Origin of the sequence: Oceanospirillum sp. (genome assembly GCF_048265165.1) — a bacterium.
GTDB lineage: Bacteria > Pseudomonadota > Gammaproteobacteria > Pseudomonadales > Halomonadaceae > Oceanospirillum.
The window spans coordinates 729214-749231 of record NZ_JBLXCD010000001.1 but is presented as its reverse complement, the minus strand read 5'-3'; the positions used below and the strand labels follow the sequence as shown (position 1 = coordinate 749231).

Below are 20018 nucleotides of genomic sequence, written 5' to 3'. Positions count from 1 at the left end.
TTAGCCTATTTGCACCGCGCCGGCTTTGACTTGAAGCATGCCCCCACCATTAATCGTTCCCAGGGCCTTGGACTTCATGTTAATTGTAGCGCCTTGCAGGGTAAGGGCTGTTTTAGCTTTAGTCGTAACCGTGCCGCCAGTGATTACTGCTGCGGCGGTGCCTTCGAGTCTCGCTGTCGTAGCGGCTTTTAAGCTGAGTAAGTTTGCACTCGCTACGGTCAAAGGACCCATAGTAGTTTTAACATTGACTCTGCCTCCGTTGAGGTCTGCTTGAATTGTGCCTTCCATACTGAGATTTGTAGCGGTTTTTAGATCAAGGGCTGAAGGGTTCATCGTTAACGTTGTGGCTGGGGTAGCTGATAATTTTGCTGAAGCAGGGGTTAATTCAAGTGAGCCGCCAGAGTTGGTATCGTCTATCGCTTGTTGGGAAAGGGATAGCTTGGTTAATATAGTTGCTGAGTCTTTGACGGCTGCAGCCCAGTCTGTAGTGGGCGGAGCGCTTGCAGAGCCTGCCAGTGGTGATGCATAAAGCCCAACTTTCACCGCTGATGAGACTGTAACGCCTTGAACTCCTGTTATATCCTGACTGGCTTCGCTTCTTTCAAATTTATGGCCAAAATGGATGTCGGCAGTAATTGGGGCAACATTGAAATCGACTTTAGCGCCTGCCGCCTCAAAGTTAAAGCTGAGTGCTGAGATACTTGCCGAAGTATTCACACCCGTAGCTTTCACTTCTGTTGTTGCCAATGTGGCCCCTCGGCTCACTTCATCCAGGCCGAAATAGACCTCTTCTTTGTTACCAGCTTGGTAGTCATAGGTATCACCAATGGTCTTGCCGATCAGCAGCTTATCCGGGTCATAGCCGGGTATTGAAAAGTAATCAAGTTCGAAGCTGCCATCCCATTTAGTCCGGCCTTCGGTTTTCACATAACTAACTTCATAACCGTTGCCATAGTTAAAATCTTTGGAGCCGCCAAAGGTATAGGTATTACCATCGGTCCAGGTGTATTGTTCGCCGCTTATGCGTACGAAGTGGTATTCACCGGTTCGCTCATCTCCAATTTTGTCACTGAGCTTTCCGTTATCATCCCCTTTTAGGAAGATATCGCCATCCAGTGTACTTTCATCGATTAAGTCATTTGCCTGATCAGAGGCGTTTAAGAGCCCTTCAGGGATCGCATCGGTTTTCTTACGGGTTGTCATTGTAATTTGTGAGCCGCTGACAACTTCCTGATAGAAGCCTCCTTCGGTCATCATCATAATACCGTTGGCATCTACCGGGTTTGCTGCACCCAAATGCAGGTATGAGTTGCTGTTGGGAGAGAAAAGCTTAATCCTCTCGGAGCCTGCCTCATCCTCCATCTCAATAATGTTATTAGCAGCCGTCTTAATCTTGTTCTGTGTATGATTATCTTCTTGGACAATACTTGGCTTGGAGGCATTGGGCACAGCCCCGGTGATCACCGGGCGGTCAGGGTCGCCGCCGATAAAACTCAGTAGGACTTCAGCACCTTTCAGCAGAGGGAAGTGCATGCCGCTGTTATCACCGGCGTTGGGCTGAGACATCGGAATCCACCAGGATGCCTGAGCACCATCCCGACCTTTGCGGTCAAAGGGTAAAACCACTTTGTAGCGTCCACGGCTATCGAGATGTGCGTATTGACCGTCACCTTCTGAATCGATAATAGCGTTCAGAACGCCATAAAAGCGGGGCTTCTCTGTTCGCTGCTCCGGTCGGAACTGGGTATCGGCGGCAATAGATTGAATCGTGTTACTGTAGGGTTGCTCGTGGGTCTGATGAATCTGGCTTAAATCAGGCGCATAGCCGTTATGGCTTACGGATATCGGTGTGTATTCGATATTGAGTTGCCCTAAGGGATGTCCCTGGAGATGTATCGGGTGAGCCGGCGATATTTCAACGTCCAGCGAGCTGCCAAAAAAACGGGTTTTCTGCATAAGAAGTTCTTCGGCCCGGATATCGGCCAGTTCCTTGGCTTCCTCGAGATCGAGGAGGTTGTCACAGTATCGAAAAACCTCTCCCATGCCTGAACTGTCAATCAGTGCTTTTGCAGATAGATCAACTGATGGTTGGTCATTATTGTAGTCTTTTACAATGACCTCTTTCGGAACTCTTTGTATATTCTTCGTCCACTGGAAAATAACAGGCATACCATCTGAATATGAATTACCTGTGACGGTTGAATATAATGCCTGGTATGAATCTTGGGGGTGCTGGTTGTTTTTATTACAAAAAACAGCTTGGCTTTTTTGGTCAAAATAAAAGTAAACGCCTTCTCTTTCAGTGATGCGCTTCAGGAATGTGTAGTGACTTTCACCAAATTGACACCGGTAATCCCATTTTCTGTAACCTGATATAAGGCTCAGGTCATACTCATCGGCAGTCAGCCCTGCCTCATCAAAAATTAGTGTTAATGTTTCAGATAATGTCAGCCCGAGATAGACCTCATTGGTGGTGAACTGCGTCAGTAACCAAAGCCTGGGCACTAGGGTGGCCTGATAGAGGTAGCCGTTTTCTGTCGCTTTCAGGTAGTTAAAATTCGATAAAATGCCTTTAAAAGATCGTTTTTTTCCATAACTATCGATCTCTAACGTGCAGTTGCCATCGAGTAGGTCTTCGGCGTTCAGGCTTTCCGAGTAATTGATTAACTGGATATCGAATTGGAACAGGTCGCCTAATAATTCAGAGCCTGAGAACTGTAATACCCGGAATTCATTATCCGCATAGTTGTCACATTTAAATGAGAAATTGACATCGGAAGACAGACCCATAATTTAATACCTGTTTTTTCTAATATTAAAGATGATGAAAAAAAGAGAGTAATTATTCTAATGTTTTGTTTGGGGTTTTCTGCACTGTAGTTATTTTTTTCAGGAGTAAATTCTCTTATATCCTACTCCTAAGCAGATACTTTTAATTAAAAAAATGCATTTTTTTGAACTGGCTGTATTTAAGCACTGATATTAAGAATGATCCGGGTTTATGTGAATGACAGCGGGATTATGTGAATAACAAGGTATGACGGGGGCTGTAGAGATGCAGCCCCTTTTTTGTAGCTGAAATTGGTTTTGCGAACTTTTCAGCAGATACCGTGCATTTACGCGATAGATTTAAGAAACACCCTTTTTGATGGGCTTGGTGTTGCCAGGGTGTTTCTGGGCGTTTCAAATCACATATCTTTGCCGATCCAAACCACCTTACCGATTATATCCAGGCTGGCCAGTTCAGCCTGGGTGATTTCCATCTTCTCATAGCTTTTGTTGTCACTGATAAACAGCACGTTCCTATTAAGCAGCTGCTGCACGCGCTTAACGATCAGATGGCCATCTGTGCGGATAACGTAGATATTGCCATCCTGCAGATCCCGCTGGCTGGTGTCTACCATCAGGGTGTTGTTGTCGCTGATGGTGGGTTCCATTGAATCCCCCTTAGCGAACACCAGCACCAGGTCTTTAACGCGCAGGCCGCGAAACCTCAGCCATTTGTGGCGAAAGGCCAGCTTACGGGTTGGTTTTTCAAAGGCATCCGGCAGCGCGCCATGCCCCGCCGATACCTGAACGTTATAGCCCGGCACCAGGGCGAACTCTTCTTCCAGTTCTGAGGCTTCAGACCCTGCCTGGTCATCTCCTAAAACCATACGTCCCTCACCTGTTGCAAGCCACTGCAAGGAAACATTTGCAGCCTTCGCTATAGCCACAATGGTTTCGATTTTGGCAACGCTATCACCAGAAACAATTCTGTGTAGCTGGGACTCTGATAAGCCCGCCATTTTTGCGAGTTCTTTTTTCCCGCCAACGCGAGGCGAAACCTCACTTATGCGAGTTCCGATTCCCGCTGTAAGCAACGGAACTGAGTTCTTATTCATTTTTTAGCCCTAAAGCCATAAATAAAACCCAATAAAAACAATGGGTTAAACGAGTTCTTGCAAAAATGAGAGATCAAAAAGAAAAAGAACTCGCATTTATGCTTGATAGCTCGCGTTTTTGCGTATAACCTTTAGGGCAAGTGTTCAGCTTAACCCTTACAAATTAGTAACTAAAACGGAGCGAAAAAAATGAGCAAGACTAATCAGACTCACTCATCTCAACCGGAAGATTGGCATCGCCAGGATATTCTGGCGGCCATCCGCAAAAAGGGCACCACCTTGGCAGAGCTGGGACGCCAATACGGTTACGCCAATTCCCGCACGTTGTACAACGTGTTCGACGTGCGCTACCCAAAAGTCGAAAAAATCATTGCGAACTATTTGGGTTTGGCCCCGGAAGAGATCTGGCCCTCCCGTTATCCGGCACGTATTGCCGCTTAGTTTACGAACTTTTTGCACCCTGTGCGAGAACATTTGCGTCTCCCTTATTTGCGAGTTTTCTAAAGCGTATATCGCAGGAACCCGCCAAAAAAGACAAAAAACCGCACTTTATTTTGAACTGGATAAATATCGAGTAGCAAAAAATGGCTAAGCAACCCTGGAACCGAATTACCCCCAACGATATTCCCCAGGCCCTGCAACTGAGCGTTGATCATGGCCGGGAGAAAAAGAACCTGAGCATTCAGCGCATTGCTGACCTGATGGGCGTTAGCAGCCAAAACACCCTGTATGGCTGGCTGTCCTCCGGGCGTATGCCGCTGATGATGGTGCCCGCCTTTGAACATGCCACCGGCATCAACTTAGTGACCCGCTTTTTGGCCCACGGGCAAAACAAACTGCTGGTGGATATGCCCACCGGCAAACGCGCCCAGAACCACGACATCGCCAATTTGGTGATTAACGCCAACCAGACCTTTGGTCAGCTGATGCGCTTTTTTGAGGGTGAAGAGAGCGCCCATGACGTGAGCGCCGCGTTAAAGGGACTGATGGAAGATCTGGAGAAACAGCGCCGTAACCTTGAACAGTACAAACAACCGGATCTGCTGCTAGAGCACTGAGGCAAGGAGTAAGACCATGAAACAGTGGTTTACCGCACAAGAGATCGCGGGTTTGCCGGAGCTGCCGACCACAGAGCGTGGCGTGATCAAGCTGGCAAACCGCGAAGGCTGGGAAAGTCAGTCCCGTGCTTTTGGCAAGGGCTACGAATACCACCTGCATAACCTGCCGGAAGCGGCCCAGGCGAAGTTGCTGCTGCAGCAGGTGAATACCTCGCTGGAGCTGCAACAGCAGGTACGCAAAGACGTGGCCTACGACCGGGACGCCCTTTGGGCCAACTACGCCCGCAAGACCGAAAAGCAGAAAGCCCGCGCCCAAGAGAAGCTGAATATTCTGCTGCAGATGATGGCACTGGTCGACAAAGGGATGCCCCTGATGAAGGCGCTGAGCTATGTCAGCCAGGAGACAGGCCGTTCTGCTGCCACCATTAAGAACTGGTACTTCGGCGTGGGTAAAAAAGAAGGCGTTCGTAACTACGAGCGCGGTGATTGGCTGGCGGTACTGGTGCCCGGTAATACCGGCAGCAAAGAGTTTGCCGAATGCAGCCCCGAGGCGTGGCAGGTTTTTAAAGCGGACTTTTTGCGACTGGAAGCCCCCAGCTGGCAGGCCTGCTACCACCGCCTGCAGCGTACAGCTGCCGAAAAAGGCTGGACAGTACCCAGTATTGATTCGTTCAAGCGCCGGATGAATGCAGAGGTCAGCAAACCGGTACAGGTGATGATGCGCGAAGGTGAACACGCCCTGATGCGCCTGTACCCCAGCCAACAGCGGGATGTATCGACGATGCACGCGCTGGAGCATATCAACGGTGATGGTTATCAGCACAACGTATGGGTAGCGATACCCGGACAGGAGAAGCCGGTACGGATGAAGACCTGGTTCTGGCAGGACGTGTACAGCCGCAAGATTTTGGCATGGCGTACCGACTTTAGCGAGAACACCGACCAGATCCGCCTGAGCTTTGGTGAGCTGGTGGAAGACTACGGCATTCCGCACCACGTCACCATCGATAACACCCGCGCGGCGGCCAACAAGATTATGACCGGCGGTGTTGCCAACCGTTACCGCTTTAAGGTGAAGCCGGATGACCCAATGGGCATCTTCCCTATGTTGGGGGTTCAGGTGCATTGGACATCGGTACTAAACGGCCACGGTCATGGTCAGGCAAAACCCATTGAGCGCGCCTTTGGTGTGGGTGGTCTTGGTGAGTATGTGGACAAACACCCTGCCTTTGCCGGTGCCTGGACCGGTGACAGCCCCATGAACAAGCCGGAGAACTACGGCTCCCGCGCGGTGCCGCTGGATGAGTTTCAGCGGGTGCTGAATCAGGAGATTTTAGCCTGGAACGCCCTGCAGAAACGCAACACCCAGATGGCTGCAGGCCACAAAAGCTTTGATGAGGTGTTTGCCGAATCCTACGCCACAGCGGCCATTCGCAAAGCCACCGCCGAACAGCGCCGCCTATGGCTACTGGCAGCGGAGTCGATCCGGGTGGCGAAAGACGCCTCCATCACACTGGAAGCCGGTGCCGCCAAAGGCTTTGGCAAAAACCGTTACCACTGTGCCGAGTTGTTTGACCGCGTTGGCGACAAGCTGGTGGTGCGCTTTGACCCGATGGATCTGCACGATCATGTGTACGTGTATGACCTTGAGGGGCGCTTTATTGCAGAGGCCGCCTGTATTCAGGCCGCAGGCTTCCGCGACACCGTGGCCGCCCGTGAACACAAACGCGCCCGCACCGCCATGATGAAAGGCGTTAAAGCACAGGCTGAACTGCAGAACACCATGGATGCACTAGAGGTCGCTCAGCAGATCCCGCTGATGGATGAACCGGACAAGCCGGAGAACAACGTCAGTCAGGTGGCGTTTCGCCAAACCTTCGCCCAGGGCAACACCCTGCGCGTGGTGGATGCCGTAGCCGAGCAAGCGACCGACGCCGAACAGCAGCCTGAAACCGCCCCCCAGAGCGAGGTTGACCACGACCGCTATCAGGCGGGTTTCAGCAAAATGGTGCGCATGGCAGCAGCCGCCAAAAAAGCCCAGCAACTTTAACCCGAACCGCTTAAACACAAGAAGACGGAGAAATGGATATGACATCGGTTGTCACCTTTAAGAAGTCCCCGGAACAGATTGAGAAAATCCGCCAGCAGGTACGCGCCATTCAGGAGGCCGAAGGCCTGTCTCAGAACCAGATCGCCAAAGAGGTTGGCATTCATAACAGCACCTTCAGCAAGTTTATGAACGGCAACGGTCTGGCAGATATGAACCCTGTGGTGAACGCCACCGAGCGCTGGTTAGAGAACCGCACCCGTTTAGCGGCACTGCCCACGGCCCCCAGCTTTATTGCGACTCCCACGGCCAACCGCATTTATGACGCCCTGAGTTACGCCCAGCTGGCCGGTGATATGGCGCTGATTTTTGGCGGGGCTGGTGTGGGTAAAACCCAAACCCTGCACCACTACGCCGCCAGCGAACATAACGCCTGGGTGGTGGACTGCACCCCAACCAGTGCCACCGTGGGTGGCTGTCTGCGCGCCATTGCCCACGCGCTGGGTTTACGCATGACCGCAGGCCGGGCGGATGCGCTGGAGGTTCAGATTCGGGATCAACTGCGCGGCAGTGGCGGCTTGCTGATTCTGGATGAAGCGCAGTTTCTTAATAACCGCGCTCTGGAAACCGTTCGCCGCTTAGCGGAGATGGCTAACGTGGGCCTGGCTCTGGTGGGTAATGAAACCGTTTACGCCCAACTGACCGGTGGCAGCCGTGCGGCAGAGTTCGCCCAGCTGTTCAGCCGGATCGGTAAGCGCGTCAGCCTGACCAAGCCCTCCGGTGGTGATGTGGAATCCCTCGCCACCGCCTGGAAGGTGGATAAAGCCAGCACACGCCTGCTGAAAGAGATTGCCGATAAGCCCGGTGCTCTGCGCGGTGTGACCAAGGCGCTGCGCCTTGCCAGCATGTTTGCCCGTGGCGCGGATGAAACCCTGAGTGACCACCACATTAAAGCCGCCTGGGCGGAACTGGGAGCGATGTCATGAAAAAAACAATGAAGAAAGACCCGAACCAGCACATTAAAAACTGCCTGCTGCAGGTGGCTCGTGCGGTCACAGGGTTGGAGCAGATGCGGATCACTGTTGATCGCATTGATATGAATCTGTCGGTGCCCCGCATCACGGTGTACCCCGGCAAGGGCTGCAAGGCGCTGAAGAGTTACAGCAGCCGTCATATCTGCCGCAACGGTAGCCGCCGGGTAGAAAAGAGCGCCCTGTTTGAGCAGTGCGAAATTGTTTGGCAGCAGGACGCCTATTAAGGCGTCCGGATAAGGAACAAGGAGAACCCTATGTTGGTATTAACCCGCCGCCCTTTGCAGCGTGTGCTGATGGGCGAAAGCTACGAGATTGAAGTCTGGCCAGAGTTTACCCCTGCCGGTGATGTATGCCTGAAGCTGCAGGCCCCAACAGGGATGGCGGTCATTCAGGAAGGTGGCCGCTGGATTCTGGATGGTGAGGTCTCGATCAGGATTCTTTCGGTACGTGACCGTGAGATTCGTATCGGAGTCGCAGCCCCTAAACATATCAACATTGTGCGGGAGGAGCTGCTTTACCGGCAGCATCAGTACCGCTCAGAGACCGACAAAACCACGAAGAAGGATGCCGCCTGATGTTTTTGCCAGCAACACCTGCACAACCCCAGTACCTGATTTTGTCGCTGGAGAAGACCAGCGTTGCCAATGGCTGCGTGGCGTTTCTGCGCCCCCTTAGCCAGGGCGTGACGTTTAACCTGAACGAAGCAGGCCGCTTCGATGAGAGCGTTGTAAATAACAATCTGGATTACTACGACGATGGCCAGCGGCATCGGGCGGTACTGGCCGAGGCGGTAGAGGCCCACAGCAGCCCGGTACTGCTGCTGAACGAACTGACCAGCGGGGCGCTTAAAGCCAGCCATAACCGGCTACTGCACAGTCCTGAAAACCAACCGGCTGCCTAAGGAGACCCCTATGAGCCGCATTGTAATTGAGATTGATGACGAGAACGGCTGCGTGACCGCACAGGTTCACACCGAAACCAAGCCCGGCGACAGCCAGCTGGTGACGACAATCGCCAAAGGCACGGGTGATTTTTTAGCGCGGGAGGTACTGCCCAAAGCCCTGGCTATAGCCGTACCCAAAACCAAAAAGATGATGGATGACCACCAAAACGGGGAAACCGATGAACACAGCACAACACACTAAACCCGACACCGCCATTCCCGATGGCTTTATGCAGGATGCTAAAGGCCGTTTGGTGCCGGTTGCCAGCATTAAGGATATCGATATGGCCCGGCACGATCTGGTGCTGGAGCTGTTCCAGAAAGCACGGGATCTGCAAGCCCAGATGAAAGACTTCAAGCTGGCGATGCTGGGGGATATCGGCGCGTTTATTGATCTGGCGGCAGAAAAGTACACCGTCAAACTGGGGGGCACCAAAGGCAACGTCTCTCTGGTGAGCTTTGATGGCCGCCTCAAAATCCAGCGCGCCATTGCGGAAAGCATCACCTTTGATGAGCGCCTGCAGGCGGCCAAAACCCTGATCGATCAGTGCATCCACCGCTGGACTGAGGGCAGCCGCAACGAACTTAAAGTGCTGGTGGATGATGCCTTTCAGGTAGACAAGGAAGGCCAGATCAGCACCAGCCGGGTTCTGGGCCTGCGCCGCCATGCCATTGATGACCCCGAGTGGAAGCAGGCGATGGAAGCCATCGCGGATTCGATTCAGGTAACTGGCTCTAAAACCTATGTGCGCTTTTATCACCGCACCGGCCAGGATGAAAAGTGGCAGGCCCTGCCGCTGGATCTGGCCGCGCTTTAAACCCTGACCCGACACCCAAAACCGCTATTTGAGGCCGTTATGACAAAGAAGACATTCCATACTGACAACCCTGAAGTGATGGACTTTATCGAGAGGCTGGAACACTGGCATGAGAAAGAAATAGCGCAACTGCAGTTCATTGTTGATAACCCGGATGCAGACATCAATCTGGATGGTGAAGAGATTGCTGGGGACAGCACCCTAGGAAAGGGCATTCGCATTGGCCTGGAGCTGGCCCTGTGGCGCTTGGGCAAACTGCCCTTTGCCACGCAGCAGCATGAAGCAGAAGCAGCAGACGAGGACTGGGAGGGCTTTTAAGCGAAACACGGCTTAGGCCGTGTCTGCCGGATGTGGTGATCCGGTACTGATGAGCAGCCACTTTTTATTATCAGATCTATTGGAGGTCTTAAGTATGGAGCGGGATTGGCAGGTCACGGCAATTTTACCGGGCGGTATCTACATAGAGACCGACTGTAATAGCGGTGAACAACGTCGCATCGAAAAGGTTCCACCCCAAAAGCAGAGCGCCAACGGCTTCTGGCCCGTAACCGCAAGCGTCGCCAAAGAGCACGCCAGCGTGAACACAAAGCCCGAATGGGTGCCCGTACTCTGAGCTTTGAAATCTATCAGGGTACGGATCAGGCGCTGAAAGAGCTGTGCCAGTTAGCAGAGTTTCAGGATGCCAGCGAGCTGTTAACCCACCTGATCCACCAAACGCACAAATTAGCAAAACGTGACCAGTCACGCTTTCAGCATTTCGTAAGTTTTAAGGAGTCGAGTCTTGAGCATGACTAAATCCCCAATCACAAAAGAGCAATGGCAGCAGATTGAAGCTGAGCTTAAAAACCTCTACTGCCGTGTGGTGTTCGATTATCAGGGACAGGAACTCAGCGTCCAGCGGATGCGCACGGGTGAAGGTCGGATGGATCTGGTGGTTTATCTGGACGGGCAAATTAACTGGGGCTGGGGTTGGCCCAACCAAAAAGACGACTTTAAACCGGAGATAAAGGCGGTATGGCGCAAACGTAGCCGCTCTCTCTATTCTCCGGCCAGGAAGAAAGAGATTATCAAAAACGTCGGTAAACGAGCCGCTAAAAAGCTCTGCCTGGATGCCAAGATGGAATACTGGGAACCGATCTTTACCTCTGCTGCAGTGCTGGTACGCCAATACAAAAAGGTGGCCGACCTGACCCTGAAAAGTATTGGTCACAGCACCGTTGAAGCTGCGGAGCCTGCCGCATGATGCTGCGTTGCCCCAGCTGTCATATCAGCCATAGCCTGGATCAGGTGGTCAGCGATGATGCCGCCCGTGAACTGATGGGATTGATGGGCACCTTGCCGAAAGAGGTCTCCCGCCCTTTGGTGGCCTATCTCGGCCTGTTTCGCTCTAAGAGCCGGGCGCTGGCTTGGGAGCGGGCATTACGTCTGTGTCAGGAGGTGATCGCCCTTGATCCCAATGGCGGGCAACACAGCCCGCGACTGGGTGCCGCCCTGTCAGAAACGGTAGAAGCCCTGCGAGCCAAACAGCAACAGGGTGGCTGGAAACCATTGACCGGGCATAACTACTTAAAGCGGGTACTGGAAAGCCTTGAGGCGGTGCCGATGCAGGCTCCTGCAGCCCCGACTCCGGCAAGCGCGTTGCCCGTAGCGACAGGTAAAAGCGCCACACGGGACACCATCAGCCAGGTGCTGGGCCGGTGGAATACGGAGGACGCCCATGAGTAACCCATCCGCCAAAGGTAAAACACCCGTTGCCCCTTGGTTTGGTCGTCTGGTGTCTGAGGAGCTGTCCCGGCTGTACCTGCTGCGGCTGGAGTTCAGCCCCTCTAATGACACGTTTCCGGCGGTGGTGGATGTCTGGATCAGCGCGGTATGGCAGAGCCGCCACTGGCAGGAAGGTCTGGACAAAGCGCGTTTACAGCAGGCATTTAACCAGCTGTTGATCAGCCAAAAAACATGGCCCAAACCGGCAGACCTGATGCGGGTGCTGCCGGATCGCCCCCCGGTGGTGGCGTTGCCACAGCCGGAACTGACCGCCGAACAGAAGTCCAAAAACCGCGCCCGTGTTGCCGAGCTGCAGGCCCGGTTAAAGGGCTTTAAGCCGGAGAAGCCGAAACCGGTACGCAACCACCAGCAAGCGGTTGAAGAGCTGAGCCGCAGGCTGGATCAGGAACAAAAGAGGAAAACTGTATGACGCATTTGAAAAAACCATCCACAACCGCCAAACCCACCCGCCAACGCTTAATGGCGCAGATCCATATTGCCAAAAAACAGCTGGGTCTGGATGACGACATCTACCGGGCCTGCCTTGTGCAGGCAACCGGTAAAAGCAGCTGTAAAACAATGGGTGTTTCTGAGCTGTTTCAGGTGCTACGCCACTTTGAGGATAAGGGCTTTAAAGCCCGTAAAAGCGGCAAAATTCGCAATTCTGGCGCGGGGAAAAATGCAAAACCTTTGTCAGGCGGGTATAGTCCCCAATCACGCGGGCGTACCATAGATAAGCTGCGTGCCATCTGGATTGAGATGTACAAAACGGGTCATATTAACGATGGCTCTGAAGGTGCCTTAATCCACTGGGTCAGGAACCAAACAAGCCGCCTGAATGGCGGTGTTGGGGTGAGTAGTCTGGAGTGGCTGCAGAAAGACGAACAGATGGCCGGACAGATATTGGAGCGCCTTAAACGCTGGCAACAGCGCATGACACAAGGTAAAACCCACCATGTACAAACACCAAGCAGCCACTCCTGAAGATCTCCTGCCAAAAGAACATCAACTGGGCTTTGCTCTGGATGCAGAGCAGCCCGGCTCGGATCACGCCATTACCCCTCACCTGAATGATGACCTGCTGGCCGACAAGCGCAAATGGCCGAAAGATCTGGTCGAGATGACCGACTTTATCCACGCAGAGCTGGACGCCTCTGGCATTACCGACGATGACAAGCATCTGCTGACCGAGAAGGTGCTGATCGCCCTGTGCTTTCGTTCGGGTGGTCGTGGCTTCTACTTGCCTCAGGCCGCTGCTGTAAAGACCGCCTTATTGCACAAACGCATCCATGATGAATGGGCCGCCAGTGTGCCGGTTGTCGAGCTAATCCGCCGGTATAAGATGAGCGAGCAGGCAATTTATGGCATTATCAAAGAGCAGCGGGCGCTGCATCAGCGTAAGATCCAGCCCGGTCTGTTTAGCTAATTCCTTATTTAATTAACCCCAATCTGCATTAGTACCGCCCCTATCTCAATCCCCCGTAAGCTGCTGGAAAGCACTTTACGGGGGATTTTTTATGGCCGCTTCCCGCGCCTCCAGTACCAACCGCATTCAGCTCAGTAAGAACTTTTATCTGGATGAGTTCACTCGCTCACAAACCGCAGCCCGCTTTGGTATTGATAACCAGGTTAAGCCCGGTTCTACCGAATTTAAGCACCTTAAGCACCTCTGTCAGACCATCCTGCAGCCCATTCGGGATGCCTTGGGGCCGGTGCATATCACCTCGGGTTTTCGTTCTGTTGATCTGAATCGCAAGATCAGTGGCAGTGCGACTTCCGCCCATTGTCTGGGTTTAGCCGCAGACTTTGTGGTCTCGGGTTGCACACCGTTGCACGTCTGCCAGTGGGTCGAGCTTTCTCTCAATCTGCCTTATGAGCAGTGCATCTATGAGTTTGGGGAGTGGGTGCATATTGCTGCGGCCACAGGCACCGCCAAACAGGAGATTTTAACGGCTCAGAAAGATAACGAGAAAACGGTCTATATCCCTGGTCTGCGCTCTGGTGAAGTTGTTCTACCTCAAGCAGGTAAGGAGTAAGCCATGAGTCTTTGGCAGGATCTTGTTAAGTCGGTGGCCCCAACATTAGGCACGGCCCTTGGTGGGCCTGCAGCGGGTATGGCGGTCAAATTCATGGCGGACAAATTGTTAGGTGATCCCGATGCCTCCGAGTCTGATGTAGCTCAGTTTGTAGGGGCAGCCTCCCATGAAGAGCTGCTGCGGTTGAAGGGGTTAGATCAGCAATTCGCAATCCGTATGCGTGAACTGGATATCGATGTCTTTAAAGCGGAGCTGGCTGACCGGCAGAACGCACGGGATATTCTGAAGTTCAATATGTGGCCCCAAGTCGTGTTTAGTGCGCTCTTTGTGCTGGGCTATTTCGCCATTATGGCGGTACTGATGAGTGTCACGGACATCGAAATCAATGACCGTATGTTTGGCATTCTGAATACCGTGATCGGCGTTCTGACCGCCTCTGTCCCTCAGATTCTTCAGTTCTGGTTTGGCTCCAGCCAAGGCTCCAAGGAGAAAGATAAAAAAGGATTACCCCGTGGCTGACATCGCAGACCGTGCCGCTAAGGCTGAACAACGCAATCTGAATCATAGCCTTGCCCAGGCTCTGAACAGACCCGCAGAACCACCCCAGTGGGTTGAGGCCGGTCAGGTGCTGTGCCTGGACTGCACCAACCCCATTCCCGAGGCACGGCTTAAGGCAAAGCCGGATGCCGCTCGCTGCACCTTCTGCCAGTCGGTCAGAGACCGGCGGCAGCGGTTGGGGCTGGACACACCTTCAGGCCAATAGGAACTCTTATGGAATGGATCGCTAAATATTGGGCACCTCTTTGGGCGCTGATCACAACAGGCGGGTTGGTGATTATGGCGCTATTAAGTAAGACCTACGCCAAACAGGAGGCGGTGGATGAGCAAGCCCGACGTATTGATCATCTGGAGGGGCGCATGGATGACCAGCCCACCCGCAAAGAGCTGCACGACCTGCATCTGGAGATCGCCAGCCTGCGAGGGGATCTGAAAGAACTGTCACCGCGATTAGACCGCGTGCAGCACATGTCAGATCTGTTACTTGAAAACGAACTAAAAGAGAGAGCCTAAATGGCTATTCGACAATTATTAGCAGAAGACCAGCGTTTATGCCTGTTACGGTCACTCAATGATTGCGGCGGCACCGCGAATGAGTCGGTGATTCAGGACTGCCTGGACGCCTACGGCCATGCCGTTAGCCGTGATGCGGTGCGTACTCATTTAGCGTGGTTAGAAGAGCAAGCGGTGATCAGCCTTGAGGATTTGGCGGGCTGCCAAATTGCCACCTTAACCGAGCGCGGATACGACGCGGTTGATGGCCGCTGCAGCATTCCCGGTATTAAACGCGCCCGCCGGAGTTAAGCCTTTATGAGCAAGCCTGCCAACGAGAAGAAGCGCAACCGCCGATCAAAGGTGCAGATGCTACCGGAGCAACTGAAAACTGAGCTGGACGCCATGCTGCGGGATGGTCGCCTGAGTCAACAGGAAGTGCTGGATGTGATCAACCGGCAGATCGAATCCAGCGGACTGCCGGAGGATGCCAAGGTTAGTCAGTCCGGCCTCAGTCGCTACGCCACCCGTATGGAAAAGATCGGGGCTAAAATCCGCCAAAGCCGTGAAGTGGCTGAAGTCTGGACGGCAAAGCTGGGTAACCAACCCACCAGTGAGGTCGGTAAGCTGTTGCAGGAAGTGGTACGGACGATGGCGTTTGATACCAGCATGCACATGAGTGAGTCCGAAGAGCCGATTGAACCCAAAGCCCTCAGCCAGATGGCATTGGCGATTCAGCGTGTTGAGCAGGCTGCTATGACCAGTCATAAGCGCGAAAAAGAGATCCGCAAAGCCTTTGCCGAGGAGGCCGCAGCCGCCGCTGAAGAGGTCGCCCACGCCCAGGGCTTAACCCGTGAGGGTATTACCGCCATTAAAGCGCAGATTTTAGGAATCGCGTGATGACTGTATCAGCCCCTGACTTTGACCAAAATGCCGTACTGCTGCCTTACCAAAAGCGCTGGGTGGCGGATGAGTCCCCGTTAAAGATTGCCGAAAAATCCCGCCGTACAGGTCTCACCTGGGCGGAAGCGGCGGATGCCGCCCTCTGTGCCGGTGCTATTAAAAGCGCCGGTGGCTGTAATCACTTTTATGTGGGCAGCAATAAAGAGATGGCGCGGGAGTTTATCGAGGCCGTGGCCATGTGGGCCAAAGCCTTTGATAAAGCCGCTGGGGAGATTCAGGAAGAGGTGTTTCTGGATGACGGTCAGGACGGCAAAGAGATCCTCATCTTTGTGGTCTATTTTGCCTCGGGCTTTAAGGTGCAGGCGCTGTCCTCCAATCCCGCTAACCTGCGGGGTATGCAGGGTAACGTCACCATTGATGAAGCCGCTTTCCATGAGCGACTGGCCGAAGTCTTAAAAGCTGCGCTGGCCCTGACCATGTGGGGCAGTAAGGTACGCCTGATCAGTACCCATAACGGTATCGACAACCTGTTTAACCAGCTGATTCAGGACAGCCGTGCCGGGCGTAAACGCTACAGCGTGCATACCATCACTCTGGATGATGCCTGTGCTGAGGGCCTGTATCGACGTATCTGCCAGATTACCGGTAAAGGCTGGTCTCAGGCAGCGGAAGACAACTGGAAAGCAGGTCTGCTGAAGGACACCGCCACGGAAGAAGACGCCCTGGAGGAATACGCCTGTGTGCCCAAACAGGGTGGCGGGGCGTATATCCCCCGTGGCCTGATTGAACGGGCGATGCGGGACGATATCCCGGTACTCACCTACGAAGCCCCGGCCAACTTTACCCAGTGGACACAGGCCCAGCGAGAGGCCGAGATTAAAGCGCTTTGCTATGAAGATATTCAGCCAGAGCTGGACAAGCTGAGCGACCGCAACCGCCATGCCTTTGGCGAAGACTTTGCCCGTAAGGGTGACTTAACCGTTTTTACCCCCATTGCCATTCAGCCGGATACCCGCCTGCGGGTGCCTTTTATGCTGGAACTGCGCAACCTGACCTACGAACAACAGAAACAGATCCTGTTTTATTTGCTGGATCGTCTGCCCCGCTGGGTGGGTGCCGCCTTTGATGCCACCGGTAATGGTGGGTACTTAGCCGAGGCGGCTGCCCTGAAATATGGGGAAGATATGGTGGATCAGGTACACCTCAACATCGGTTGGTATCGGGAGTGGATGCCCAAATTCAAAGCCCGGTTTGAGGATGGCGATATCGAGATCCCCAAGTCCCAGGATGTGCTGGACGACCTGCGTAAGATCCAGATGACCAAGGGTGTGCCCCAGATCGAAAAAGGCAGCGGTAAAGGCACCGATGGCAAACAACGCCACGGCGATGCCGCCGTCTCGCTCTGTATGGCGGTAAGGGCTGCCCAGATGGAAGGTGCGCCCATTGAATTTACCGCACTACCCAGCAGCAACAGTAAGCAAAGCCGCTGGGATGGCGGTGATGACGACTCAATTTTAGATGAAGACGTTCACCATGACTTTAAAGGAGGTGGCTGGTAATGCTGGTTGATCTTTATGGCAATCCACTGTCCTCAGAACCGGATGAGATGCAGAGCCTGCTGGATGAGTCCAAAATTGCGGGGCTGTATCAGCACTACTCAGAACACCCATCCCGAGGGCTAACACCGGCCAAGCTGGCCGGTATTCTGCTACAGGCGGAACAGGGTGATCTGATCAGCCAGTGTGAGCTGGCGGAAGATATTGAAGAGAAAGACGGCCACATCTTCAGCGAATTGCAAAAGCGCCGCCGTGCCTTGCTGGGTTTAGAGTGGCAGATCGTACCGCCCCGTAACCCCAGTGAGGCGGAACTAGCGGATGTCGCCCTGCTGACCGAGCTGATGGAAGACCGTACCGATCTGGAAGCGATCATCTTTAATCTGTCAGACGCTATTCTGAAAGGCTTCGCTGCCCAGGAGCTGGAATGGCAGACCATTGAGGGAATGCGTATTCCCCAGTGCCATTGGCGTGATCCGGCCTGGTTCCAAACCCACCCGCAAGACCGTAACCAGCTGCGCCTGCGGGATAACTCCCATGAAGGCGCGGCGCTGCAACCCTTTGGCTGGCTGATGCATCAACATGCGGCCAAGTCCGGCTATGTGGGGCGCACCGCATTGGCGCGGGTGCTGGCATGGCCCTATCTGTTTAAAACCTACTCGGTAAGGGATCTGGCGGAGTTTCTGGAGATTTACGGCCTGCCGCTGCGCCTGGGTAAATACCCCACGGGTGCCAATGAGAAGGAGAAAGCCACCCTTTTACGGGCGGTGATGAGCATCGGCCATAACGCCGGGGGCATTATCCCACGGGGGATGGAGATCGATTTTCAGGAAGCCAGCAAAGGCACCTCAACCCCGTTTGAGGCGATGATGAACTGGTGCGAACGTACCCAATCGAAAGCGATTCTGGGGGGCACCCTCACCAGTCAGGCGGATGGCAAGTCATCGACCAATGCCCTGGGCAATGTGCATAACGAGGTACGTCAGGAGCTGAGAGACAGCGACGCCAAACAGATCGCAGCCGCTATCACGCGGGATCTGATCTATCCGATGTATGCGCTGAATGGCCCCAGCTTCTCCGGCCCGCATCGGTTGCCGCGCTTTGAGTTTGATCTGTCGGAGCCGGAAGATCTGGCCTATTACGCCCAGCACTTGCCGGAACTGGTAAAGCTGAATGTACCTGTGCCCACCAAGTGGGTGACGGATAAGCTGCAGATCCCGGAGCCAAAAGAGGGGGAAGCCGTGCTGAGTCTGCAAGCCTCTAGCGTGCCTAATGCTGCCTTAAAAGCGGGCTTTGCAGCACTCAATGCAACTCCCCAGGATGATAACGTCACAGAGATGGCTGATAAACTGGGAGAGCAACTGGCCCCCCTGCAGGATGATCTTATCAATCAGGTTCGTCGGTTGGTGACAGAGGCCGATTCGTTTGAGCAGTTAAAAACAGAGCTTATGGCTCTGAAGCTGGATCATAAGGAGATGGCACAGGTTATGGGGGATGCGCTGTATATTGCTGGTTTGGGCGGACGTTATGACCTGATTGAGGAGGCGCTCTGATGCCTGCACGGTGGGGCGGAAAACGCTTTCAACAGATGCGGGATTTTTTGGAACAGAAAATCCCAACGCCCAGTACCAGCTTTGAAGATCTTCAAGGAGCAGACCATGATCATGCTTTTATGGTCTCAGGAGCCAGTACACGGGCCCTTGTTGAAGACTTTTATACCGCGATTTTAAAGGCCGAAGAAGAGGGAGAAACCCTACGTGACTTTGAGAAGCGATTCGATGAGATCGTAGACAAGCACGGCTGGGACTACAAGGGTTCCCGAGGGTGGCGCAGTAAGTTGATCTATGAAACCAACCTGCGCCAAGCCTATAACGCTGGCCGTACCGCCCAACACCAGGAGCCAGCCTTTAAAAAAGCTCATCCCTATAAGATGTATCGCCACTCAGGCAACAAAAATCCCCGGATGCAACATAAAGCCTGGGATCGGCTGGTACTTCGGGCCGATGACCCCTGGTGGGAAAAGCATTCACCCCAAAATGGTCTGGGTTGCCTGTGTAAGGTATTCGCAGTTTCTGAGCATTATCTGACCCAGGTACTTAAAAAAGATGGCCCGGATAAGGCTCCAGCCAGTAAGACTTATGAGCACCTGGATAAACGCACCGGTGAGGTTATGCAATTACCGGTTGGTGTTGATCCCGGTTTTGCCTATACCCCAGGTAAAAGCTGGCTGAAGCATCAAACGCCCTCGTTTATCGAGAGCTGGCCAGAACACGTAAAACCCATTCCGTTTGGTGCCATTGTCAAACCAGCCTTACCGCCAGCGGCTTTGGTTAAAGCCGACGTGTTAATGCCCGATGACCTGCCTGAAGAGGATTACGTGCAGGCATTTCTGAATGAGTTTGGTACTGACGATGAGACGGTGTTTGTTGATGTCCTGGGCGAGCCGCTGGCCATCAACGACAACCTATTCCGCACCGGCACGGGTGAGCTTAAGGTTAACAAAGATAAGCTGAGGCACCGTTATGTTCGGCTGTTAGCCCGTGCGCTTAAAGAGCCGGATGAGATCTGGGGGATTTTAGAACCGGACTTCTCTAATCCCGGCAAGTACCGCCTGAAGCGTCGCTATATCGCCCACTGGCAGATGGAAGATGATGGTCAGATGGTCAATGGCTTCAGTGCCTTTGAATTTGGTCAGCAAGTATGGACAGGTAGCACTATCTTCACGCCTTTCAAGCGAAGAGGAAAGCAACGGATACCTTGGAGGGAAAACTATATGGAAGATCAGAGAGAGGGAATACTGCTATACCATAAGACTGAGGCTGAATAGGCATATAGCACAATCGTCCCGTCACATGCGCCACGTCATGGGTCATTGGATAGCTTCGGGAGCCTTCCCCATGATCGTTATATGCCTTAACCCCTAGTATA

27 protein-coding genes and 1 other RNA gene are annotated in these 20018 nt (G+C 53.4%); 26 read left to right on the top strand and 2 right to left on the bottom strand.

Translation table 11 applies throughout. The features are described 5' to 3' along the window. A complete protein-coding gene (locus tag ACN0R8_RS03295; protein ID WP_417595043.1) occupies positions 1-2790 on the bottom strand; it encodes a type VI secretion system Vgr family protein in 2790 nt (929 codons plus the stop codon). A 398-nt stretch (positions 2791-3188) separates the two neighbouring features. Continuing rightward, positions 3189-3884 carry an XRE family transcriptional regulator gene (locus ACN0R8_RS03290; protein WP_417595041.1) on the bottom strand — a complete coding sequence of 232 codons (696 nt, stop codon included), beginning with the start codon at positions 3882-3884 and terminating at the stop codon, positions 3189-3191. Between the two features lie 189 nt (positions 3885-4073). Here ACN0R8_RS03290 and ACN0R8_RS03285 point away from each other — a divergent pair, with 189 nt between their 5' ends. From ACN0R8_RS03285 to ACN0R8_RS03160, 26 genes are all read left to right on the top strand, one after another. After that, positions 4074-4325, top strand: a complete 252-nt coding sequence (locus ACN0R8_RS03285; RefSeq protein ID WP_417595039.1) for a helix-turn-helix domain-containing protein — start codon at positions 4074-4076, stop codon at positions 4323-4325. Between the two features lie 143 nt (positions 4326-4468). After that, positions 4469-4942, top strand: a complete 474-nt coding sequence (locus ACN0R8_RS03280; protein WP_417595037.1) for a helix-turn-helix domain-containing protein — start codon at positions 4469-4471, stop codon at positions 4940-4942. Positions 4943-4958: 16 nt separating this feature from the next. Then, positions 4959-6992 (top strand): transposase domain-containing protein, encoded by a 2034-nt coding sequence (locus ACN0R8_RS03275; protein ID WP_417595035.1) that lies wholly within the window; start codon positions 4959-4961, stop codon positions 6990-6992. 38 nt (positions 6993-7030) lie between these two features. Continuing rightward, positions 7031-7975, top strand: a complete 945-nt coding sequence (locus ACN0R8_RS03270) for an AAA family ATPase (RefSeq protein ID WP_417595033.1) — start codon at positions 7031-7033, stop codon at positions 7973-7975. Next, positions 7972-8247, top strand: coding sequence for a hypothetical protein (locus ACN0R8_RS03265; protein WP_417595031.1), 276 nt, complete (start codon positions 7972-7974; stop codon positions 8245-8247). The genes ACN0R8_RS03270 and ACN0R8_RS03265 overlap by 4 nt, the downstream gene beginning before the upstream one ends. 30 nt (positions 8248-8277) lie before the next feature. After that, positions 8278-8598 (top strand): carbon storage regulator, encoded by a 321-nt coding sequence (locus ACN0R8_RS03260; RefSeq protein WP_417595029.1) that lies wholly within the window; start codon positions 8278-8280, stop codon positions 8596-8598. Continuing rightward, positions 8598-8924 (top strand): hypothetical protein, encoded by a 327-nt coding sequence (locus ACN0R8_RS03255; RefSeq protein ID WP_417595027.1) that lies wholly within the window; start codon positions 8598-8600, stop codon positions 8922-8924. The genes ACN0R8_RS03260 and ACN0R8_RS03255 overlap by 1 nt, the downstream gene beginning before the upstream one ends. Before the next feature lie 10 nt (positions 8925-8934). Beyond that, positions 8935-9168, top strand: coding sequence for a hypothetical protein (locus tag ACN0R8_RS03250; RefSeq protein WP_417595025.1), 234 nt, complete (start codon positions 8935-8937; stop codon positions 9166-9168). After that, positions 9146-9784 (top strand): DUF3164 family protein, encoded by a 639-nt coding sequence (locus ACN0R8_RS03245; RefSeq protein WP_417595023.1) that lies wholly within the window; start codon positions 9146-9148, stop codon positions 9782-9784. Before ACN0R8_RS03250 ends, ACN0R8_RS03245 begins: the two co-directional genes overlap by 23 nt. Before the next feature lie 39 nt (positions 9785-9823). Beyond that, positions 9824-10102 (top strand): hypothetical protein, encoded by a 279-nt coding sequence (locus ACN0R8_RS03240; protein WP_417595021.1) that lies wholly within the window; start codon positions 9824-9826, stop codon positions 10100-10102. Next, positions 10101-10165: hammerhead ribozyme type II (locus ACN0R8_RS03235), an RNA gene on the top strand. Before ACN0R8_RS03240 ends, ACN0R8_RS03235 begins: the two co-directional genes overlap by 2 nt. Positions 10166-10378: 213 nt before the next feature. Further along, complete coding sequence (locus ACN0R8_RS03230) at positions 10379-10579, top strand: hypothetical protein (RefSeq protein ID WP_417595019.1); 201 nt, start codon at positions 10379-10381, stop codon at positions 10577-10579. Then, positions 10572-11027 carry a hypothetical protein gene (locus ACN0R8_RS03225; protein WP_417595017.1) on the top strand — a complete coding sequence of 152 codons (456 nt, stop codon included), beginning with the start codon at positions 10572-10574 and terminating at the stop codon, positions 11025-11027. Before ACN0R8_RS03230 ends, ACN0R8_RS03225 begins: the two co-directional genes overlap by 8 nt. Next, on the top strand, positions 11024-11509 hold the full coding sequence (locus ACN0R8_RS03220; RefSeq protein ID WP_417595015.1) for a hypothetical protein: 486 nt from the start codon (positions 11024-11026) through the stop codon (positions 11507-11509). The genes ACN0R8_RS03225 and ACN0R8_RS03220 overlap by 4 nt, the downstream gene beginning before the upstream one ends. Beyond that, entirely contained in the window at positions 11502-11978 is a 477-nt protein-coding gene (locus tag ACN0R8_RS03215) for a hypothetical protein (RefSeq protein WP_417595013.1), read from the top strand. Before ACN0R8_RS03220 ends, ACN0R8_RS03215 begins: the two co-directional genes overlap by 8 nt. Continuing rightward, positions 11975-12532 carry a gp16 family protein gene (locus ACN0R8_RS03210; RefSeq protein ID WP_417595011.1) on the top strand — a complete coding sequence of 186 codons (558 nt, stop codon included), beginning with the start codon at positions 11975-11977 and terminating at the stop codon, positions 12530-12532. Before ACN0R8_RS03215 ends, ACN0R8_RS03210 begins: the two co-directional genes overlap by 4 nt. After that, a complete protein-coding gene (locus tag ACN0R8_RS03205; RefSeq protein ID WP_417595009.1) occupies positions 12504-12974 on the top strand; it encodes a Mor transcription activator family protein in 471 nt (156 codons plus the stop codon). The genes ACN0R8_RS03210 and ACN0R8_RS03205 overlap by 29 nt, the downstream gene beginning before the upstream one ends. Before the next feature lie 91 nt (positions 12975-13065). Then, a complete protein-coding gene (locus ACN0R8_RS03200; protein ID WP_417595007.1) occupies positions 13066-13584 on the top strand; it encodes a D-Ala-D-Ala carboxypeptidase family metallohydrolase in 519 nt (172 codons plus the stop codon). 3 nt (positions 13585-13587) lie between these two features. Then, positions 13588-14103: a hypothetical protein gene (locus tag ACN0R8_RS03195; protein WP_417595005.1), complete on the top strand. Its 516-nt coding sequence runs from the start codon at positions 13588-13590 to the stop codon at positions 14101-14103. Continuing rightward, positions 14096-14347, top strand: coding sequence for a TraR/DksA C4-type zinc finger protein (locus ACN0R8_RS03190; RefSeq protein ID WP_417595003.1), 252 nt, complete (start codon positions 14096-14098; stop codon positions 14345-14347). Before ACN0R8_RS03195 ends, ACN0R8_RS03190 begins: the two co-directional genes overlap by 8 nt. An 8-nt stretch (positions 14348-14355) precedes the next feature. Beyond that, positions 14356-14655 carry a DUF2730 family protein gene (locus ACN0R8_RS03185; RefSeq protein WP_417595001.1) on the top strand — a complete coding sequence of 100 codons (300 nt, stop codon included), beginning with the start codon at positions 14356-14358 and terminating at the stop codon, positions 14653-14655. Continuing rightward, positions 14656-14946 (top strand): ArsR family transcriptional regulator, encoded by a 291-nt coding sequence (locus ACN0R8_RS03180; protein WP_417594999.1) that lies wholly within the window; start codon positions 14656-14658, stop codon positions 14944-14946. A 6-nt stretch (positions 14947-14952) separates the two neighbouring features. Further along, the gene (locus ACN0R8_RS03175; protein WP_417594997.1) at positions 14953-15534 is read left to right on the top strand and encodes a DUF3486 family protein; all 582 of its coding nucleotides are present in this window, start codon (positions 14953-14955) and stop codon (positions 15532-15534) included. After that, positions 15534-17096 (top strand): hypothetical protein, encoded by a 1563-nt coding sequence (locus ACN0R8_RS03170; protein WP_417594995.1) that lies wholly within the window; start codon positions 15534-15536, stop codon positions 17094-17096. The genes ACN0R8_RS03175 and ACN0R8_RS03170 overlap by 1 nt, the downstream gene beginning before the upstream one ends. Continuing rightward, positions 17096-18643, top strand: a complete 1548-nt coding sequence (locus ACN0R8_RS03165; RefSeq protein WP_417594993.1) for a DUF935 domain-containing protein — start codon at positions 17096-17098, stop codon at positions 18641-18643. Before ACN0R8_RS03170 ends, ACN0R8_RS03165 begins: the two co-directional genes overlap by 1 nt. Continuing rightward, positions 18643-19917, top strand: coding sequence for a PBECR2 nuclease fold domain-containing protein (locus ACN0R8_RS03160; RefSeq protein WP_417594991.1), 1275 nt, complete (start codon positions 18643-18645; stop codon positions 19915-19917). Before ACN0R8_RS03165 ends, ACN0R8_RS03160 begins: the two co-directional genes overlap by 1 nt. The last annotated feature ends 101 nt before the right edge of the window (positions 19918-20018 follow it).

Coding starts and splice junctions, on each gene's coding strand:
- ACN0R8_RS03285 (WP_417595039.1), top strand. CDS start 4,074: ATGAGCAAGACTAATCAGACTCACTCATCTCAACCGGAAGATTGGCAT.
- ACN0R8_RS03250 (WP_417595025.1), top strand. CDS start 8,935: ATGAGCCGCATTGTAATTGAGATTGATGACGAGAACGGCTGCGTGACC.
- ACN0R8_RS03255 (WP_417595027.1), top strand. CDS start 8,598: ATGTTTTTGCCAGCAACACCTGCACAACCCCAGTACCTGATTTTGTCG.
- ACN0R8_RS03295 (WP_417595043.1), bottom strand. CDS start 2,790: ATGGGTCTGTCTTCCGATGTCAATTTCTCATTTAAATGTGACAACTAT.
- ACN0R8_RS03210 (WP_417595011.1), top strand. CDS start 11,975: ATGACGCATTTGAAAAAACCATCCACAACCGCCAAACCCACCCGCCAA.
- ACN0R8_RS03275 (WP_417595035.1), top strand. CDS start 4,959: ATGAAACAGTGGTTTACCGCACAAGAGATCGCGGGTTTGCCGGAGCTG.
- ACN0R8_RS03225 (WP_417595017.1), top strand. CDS start 10,572: ATGACTAAATCCCCAATCACAAAAGAGCAATGGCAGCAGATTGAAGCT.
- ACN0R8_RS03260 (WP_417595029.1), top strand. CDS start 8,278: ATGTTGGTATTAACCCGCCGCCCTTTGCAGCGTGTGCTGATGGGCGAA.
- ACN0R8_RS03160 (WP_417594991.1), top strand. CDS start 18,643: ATGCCTGCACGGTGGGGCGGAAAACGCTTTCAACAGATGCGGGATTTT.
- ACN0R8_RS03270 (WP_417595033.1), top strand. CDS start 7,031: ATGACATCGGTTGTCACCTTTAAGAAGTCCCCGGAACAGATTGAGAAA.
- ACN0R8_RS03290 (WP_417595041.1), bottom strand. CDS start 3,884: ATGAATAAGAACTCAGTTCCGTTGCTTACAGCGGGAATCGGAACTCGC.
- ACN0R8_RS03195 (WP_417595005.1), top strand. CDS start 13,588: ATGAGTCTTTGGCAGGATCTTGTTAAGTCGGTGGCCCCAACATTAGGC.
- ACN0R8_RS03175 (WP_417594997.1), top strand. CDS start 14,953: ATGAGCAAGCCTGCCAACGAGAAGAAGCGCAACCGCCGATCAAAGGTG.
- ACN0R8_RS03240 (WP_417595021.1), top strand. CDS start 9,824: ATGACAAAGAAGACATTCCATACTGACAACCCTGAAGTGATGGACTTT.
- ACN0R8_RS03280 (WP_417595037.1), top strand. CDS start 4,469: ATGGCTAAGCAACCCTGGAACCGAATTACCCCCAACGATATTCCCCAG.
- ACN0R8_RS03215 (WP_417595013.1), top strand. CDS start 11,502: ATGAGTAACCCATCCGCCAAAGGTAAAACACCCGTTGCCCCTTGGTTT.
- ACN0R8_RS03180 (WP_417594999.1), top strand. CDS start 14,656: ATGGCTATTCGACAATTATTAGCAGAAGACCAGCGTTTATGCCTGTTA.
- ACN0R8_RS03170 (WP_417594995.1), top strand. CDS start 15,534: ATGACTGTATCAGCCCCTGACTTTGACCAAAATGCCGTACTGCTGCCT.
- ACN0R8_RS03230 (WP_417595019.1), top strand. CDS start 10,379: ATGGGTGCCCGTACTCTGAGCTTTGAAATCTATCAGGGTACGGATCAG.
- ACN0R8_RS03185 (WP_417595001.1), top strand. CDS start 14,356: ATGGAATGGATCGCTAAATATTGGGCACCTCTTTGGGCGCTGATCACA.
- ACN0R8_RS03220 (WP_417595015.1), top strand. CDS start 11,024: ATGATGCTGCGTTGCCCCAGCTGTCATATCAGCCATAGCCTGGATCAG.
- ACN0R8_RS03200 (WP_417595007.1), top strand. CDS start 13,066: ATGGCCGCTTCCCGCGCCTCCAGTACCAACCGCATTCAGCTCAGTAAG.
- ACN0R8_RS03205 (WP_417595009.1), top strand. CDS start 12,504: ATGTACAAACACCAAGCAGCCACTCCTGAAGATCTCCTGCCAAAAGAA.
- ACN0R8_RS03245 (WP_417595023.1), top strand. CDS start 9,146: ATGAACACAGCACAACACACTAAACCCGACACCGCCATTCCCGATGGC.
- ACN0R8_RS03165 (WP_417594993.1), top strand. CDS start 17,096: ATGCTGGTTGATCTTTATGGCAATCCACTGTCCTCAGAACCGGATGAG.
- ACN0R8_RS03265 (WP_417595031.1), top strand. CDS start 7,972: ATGAAAAAAACAATGAAGAAAGACCCGAACCAGCACATTAAAAACTGC.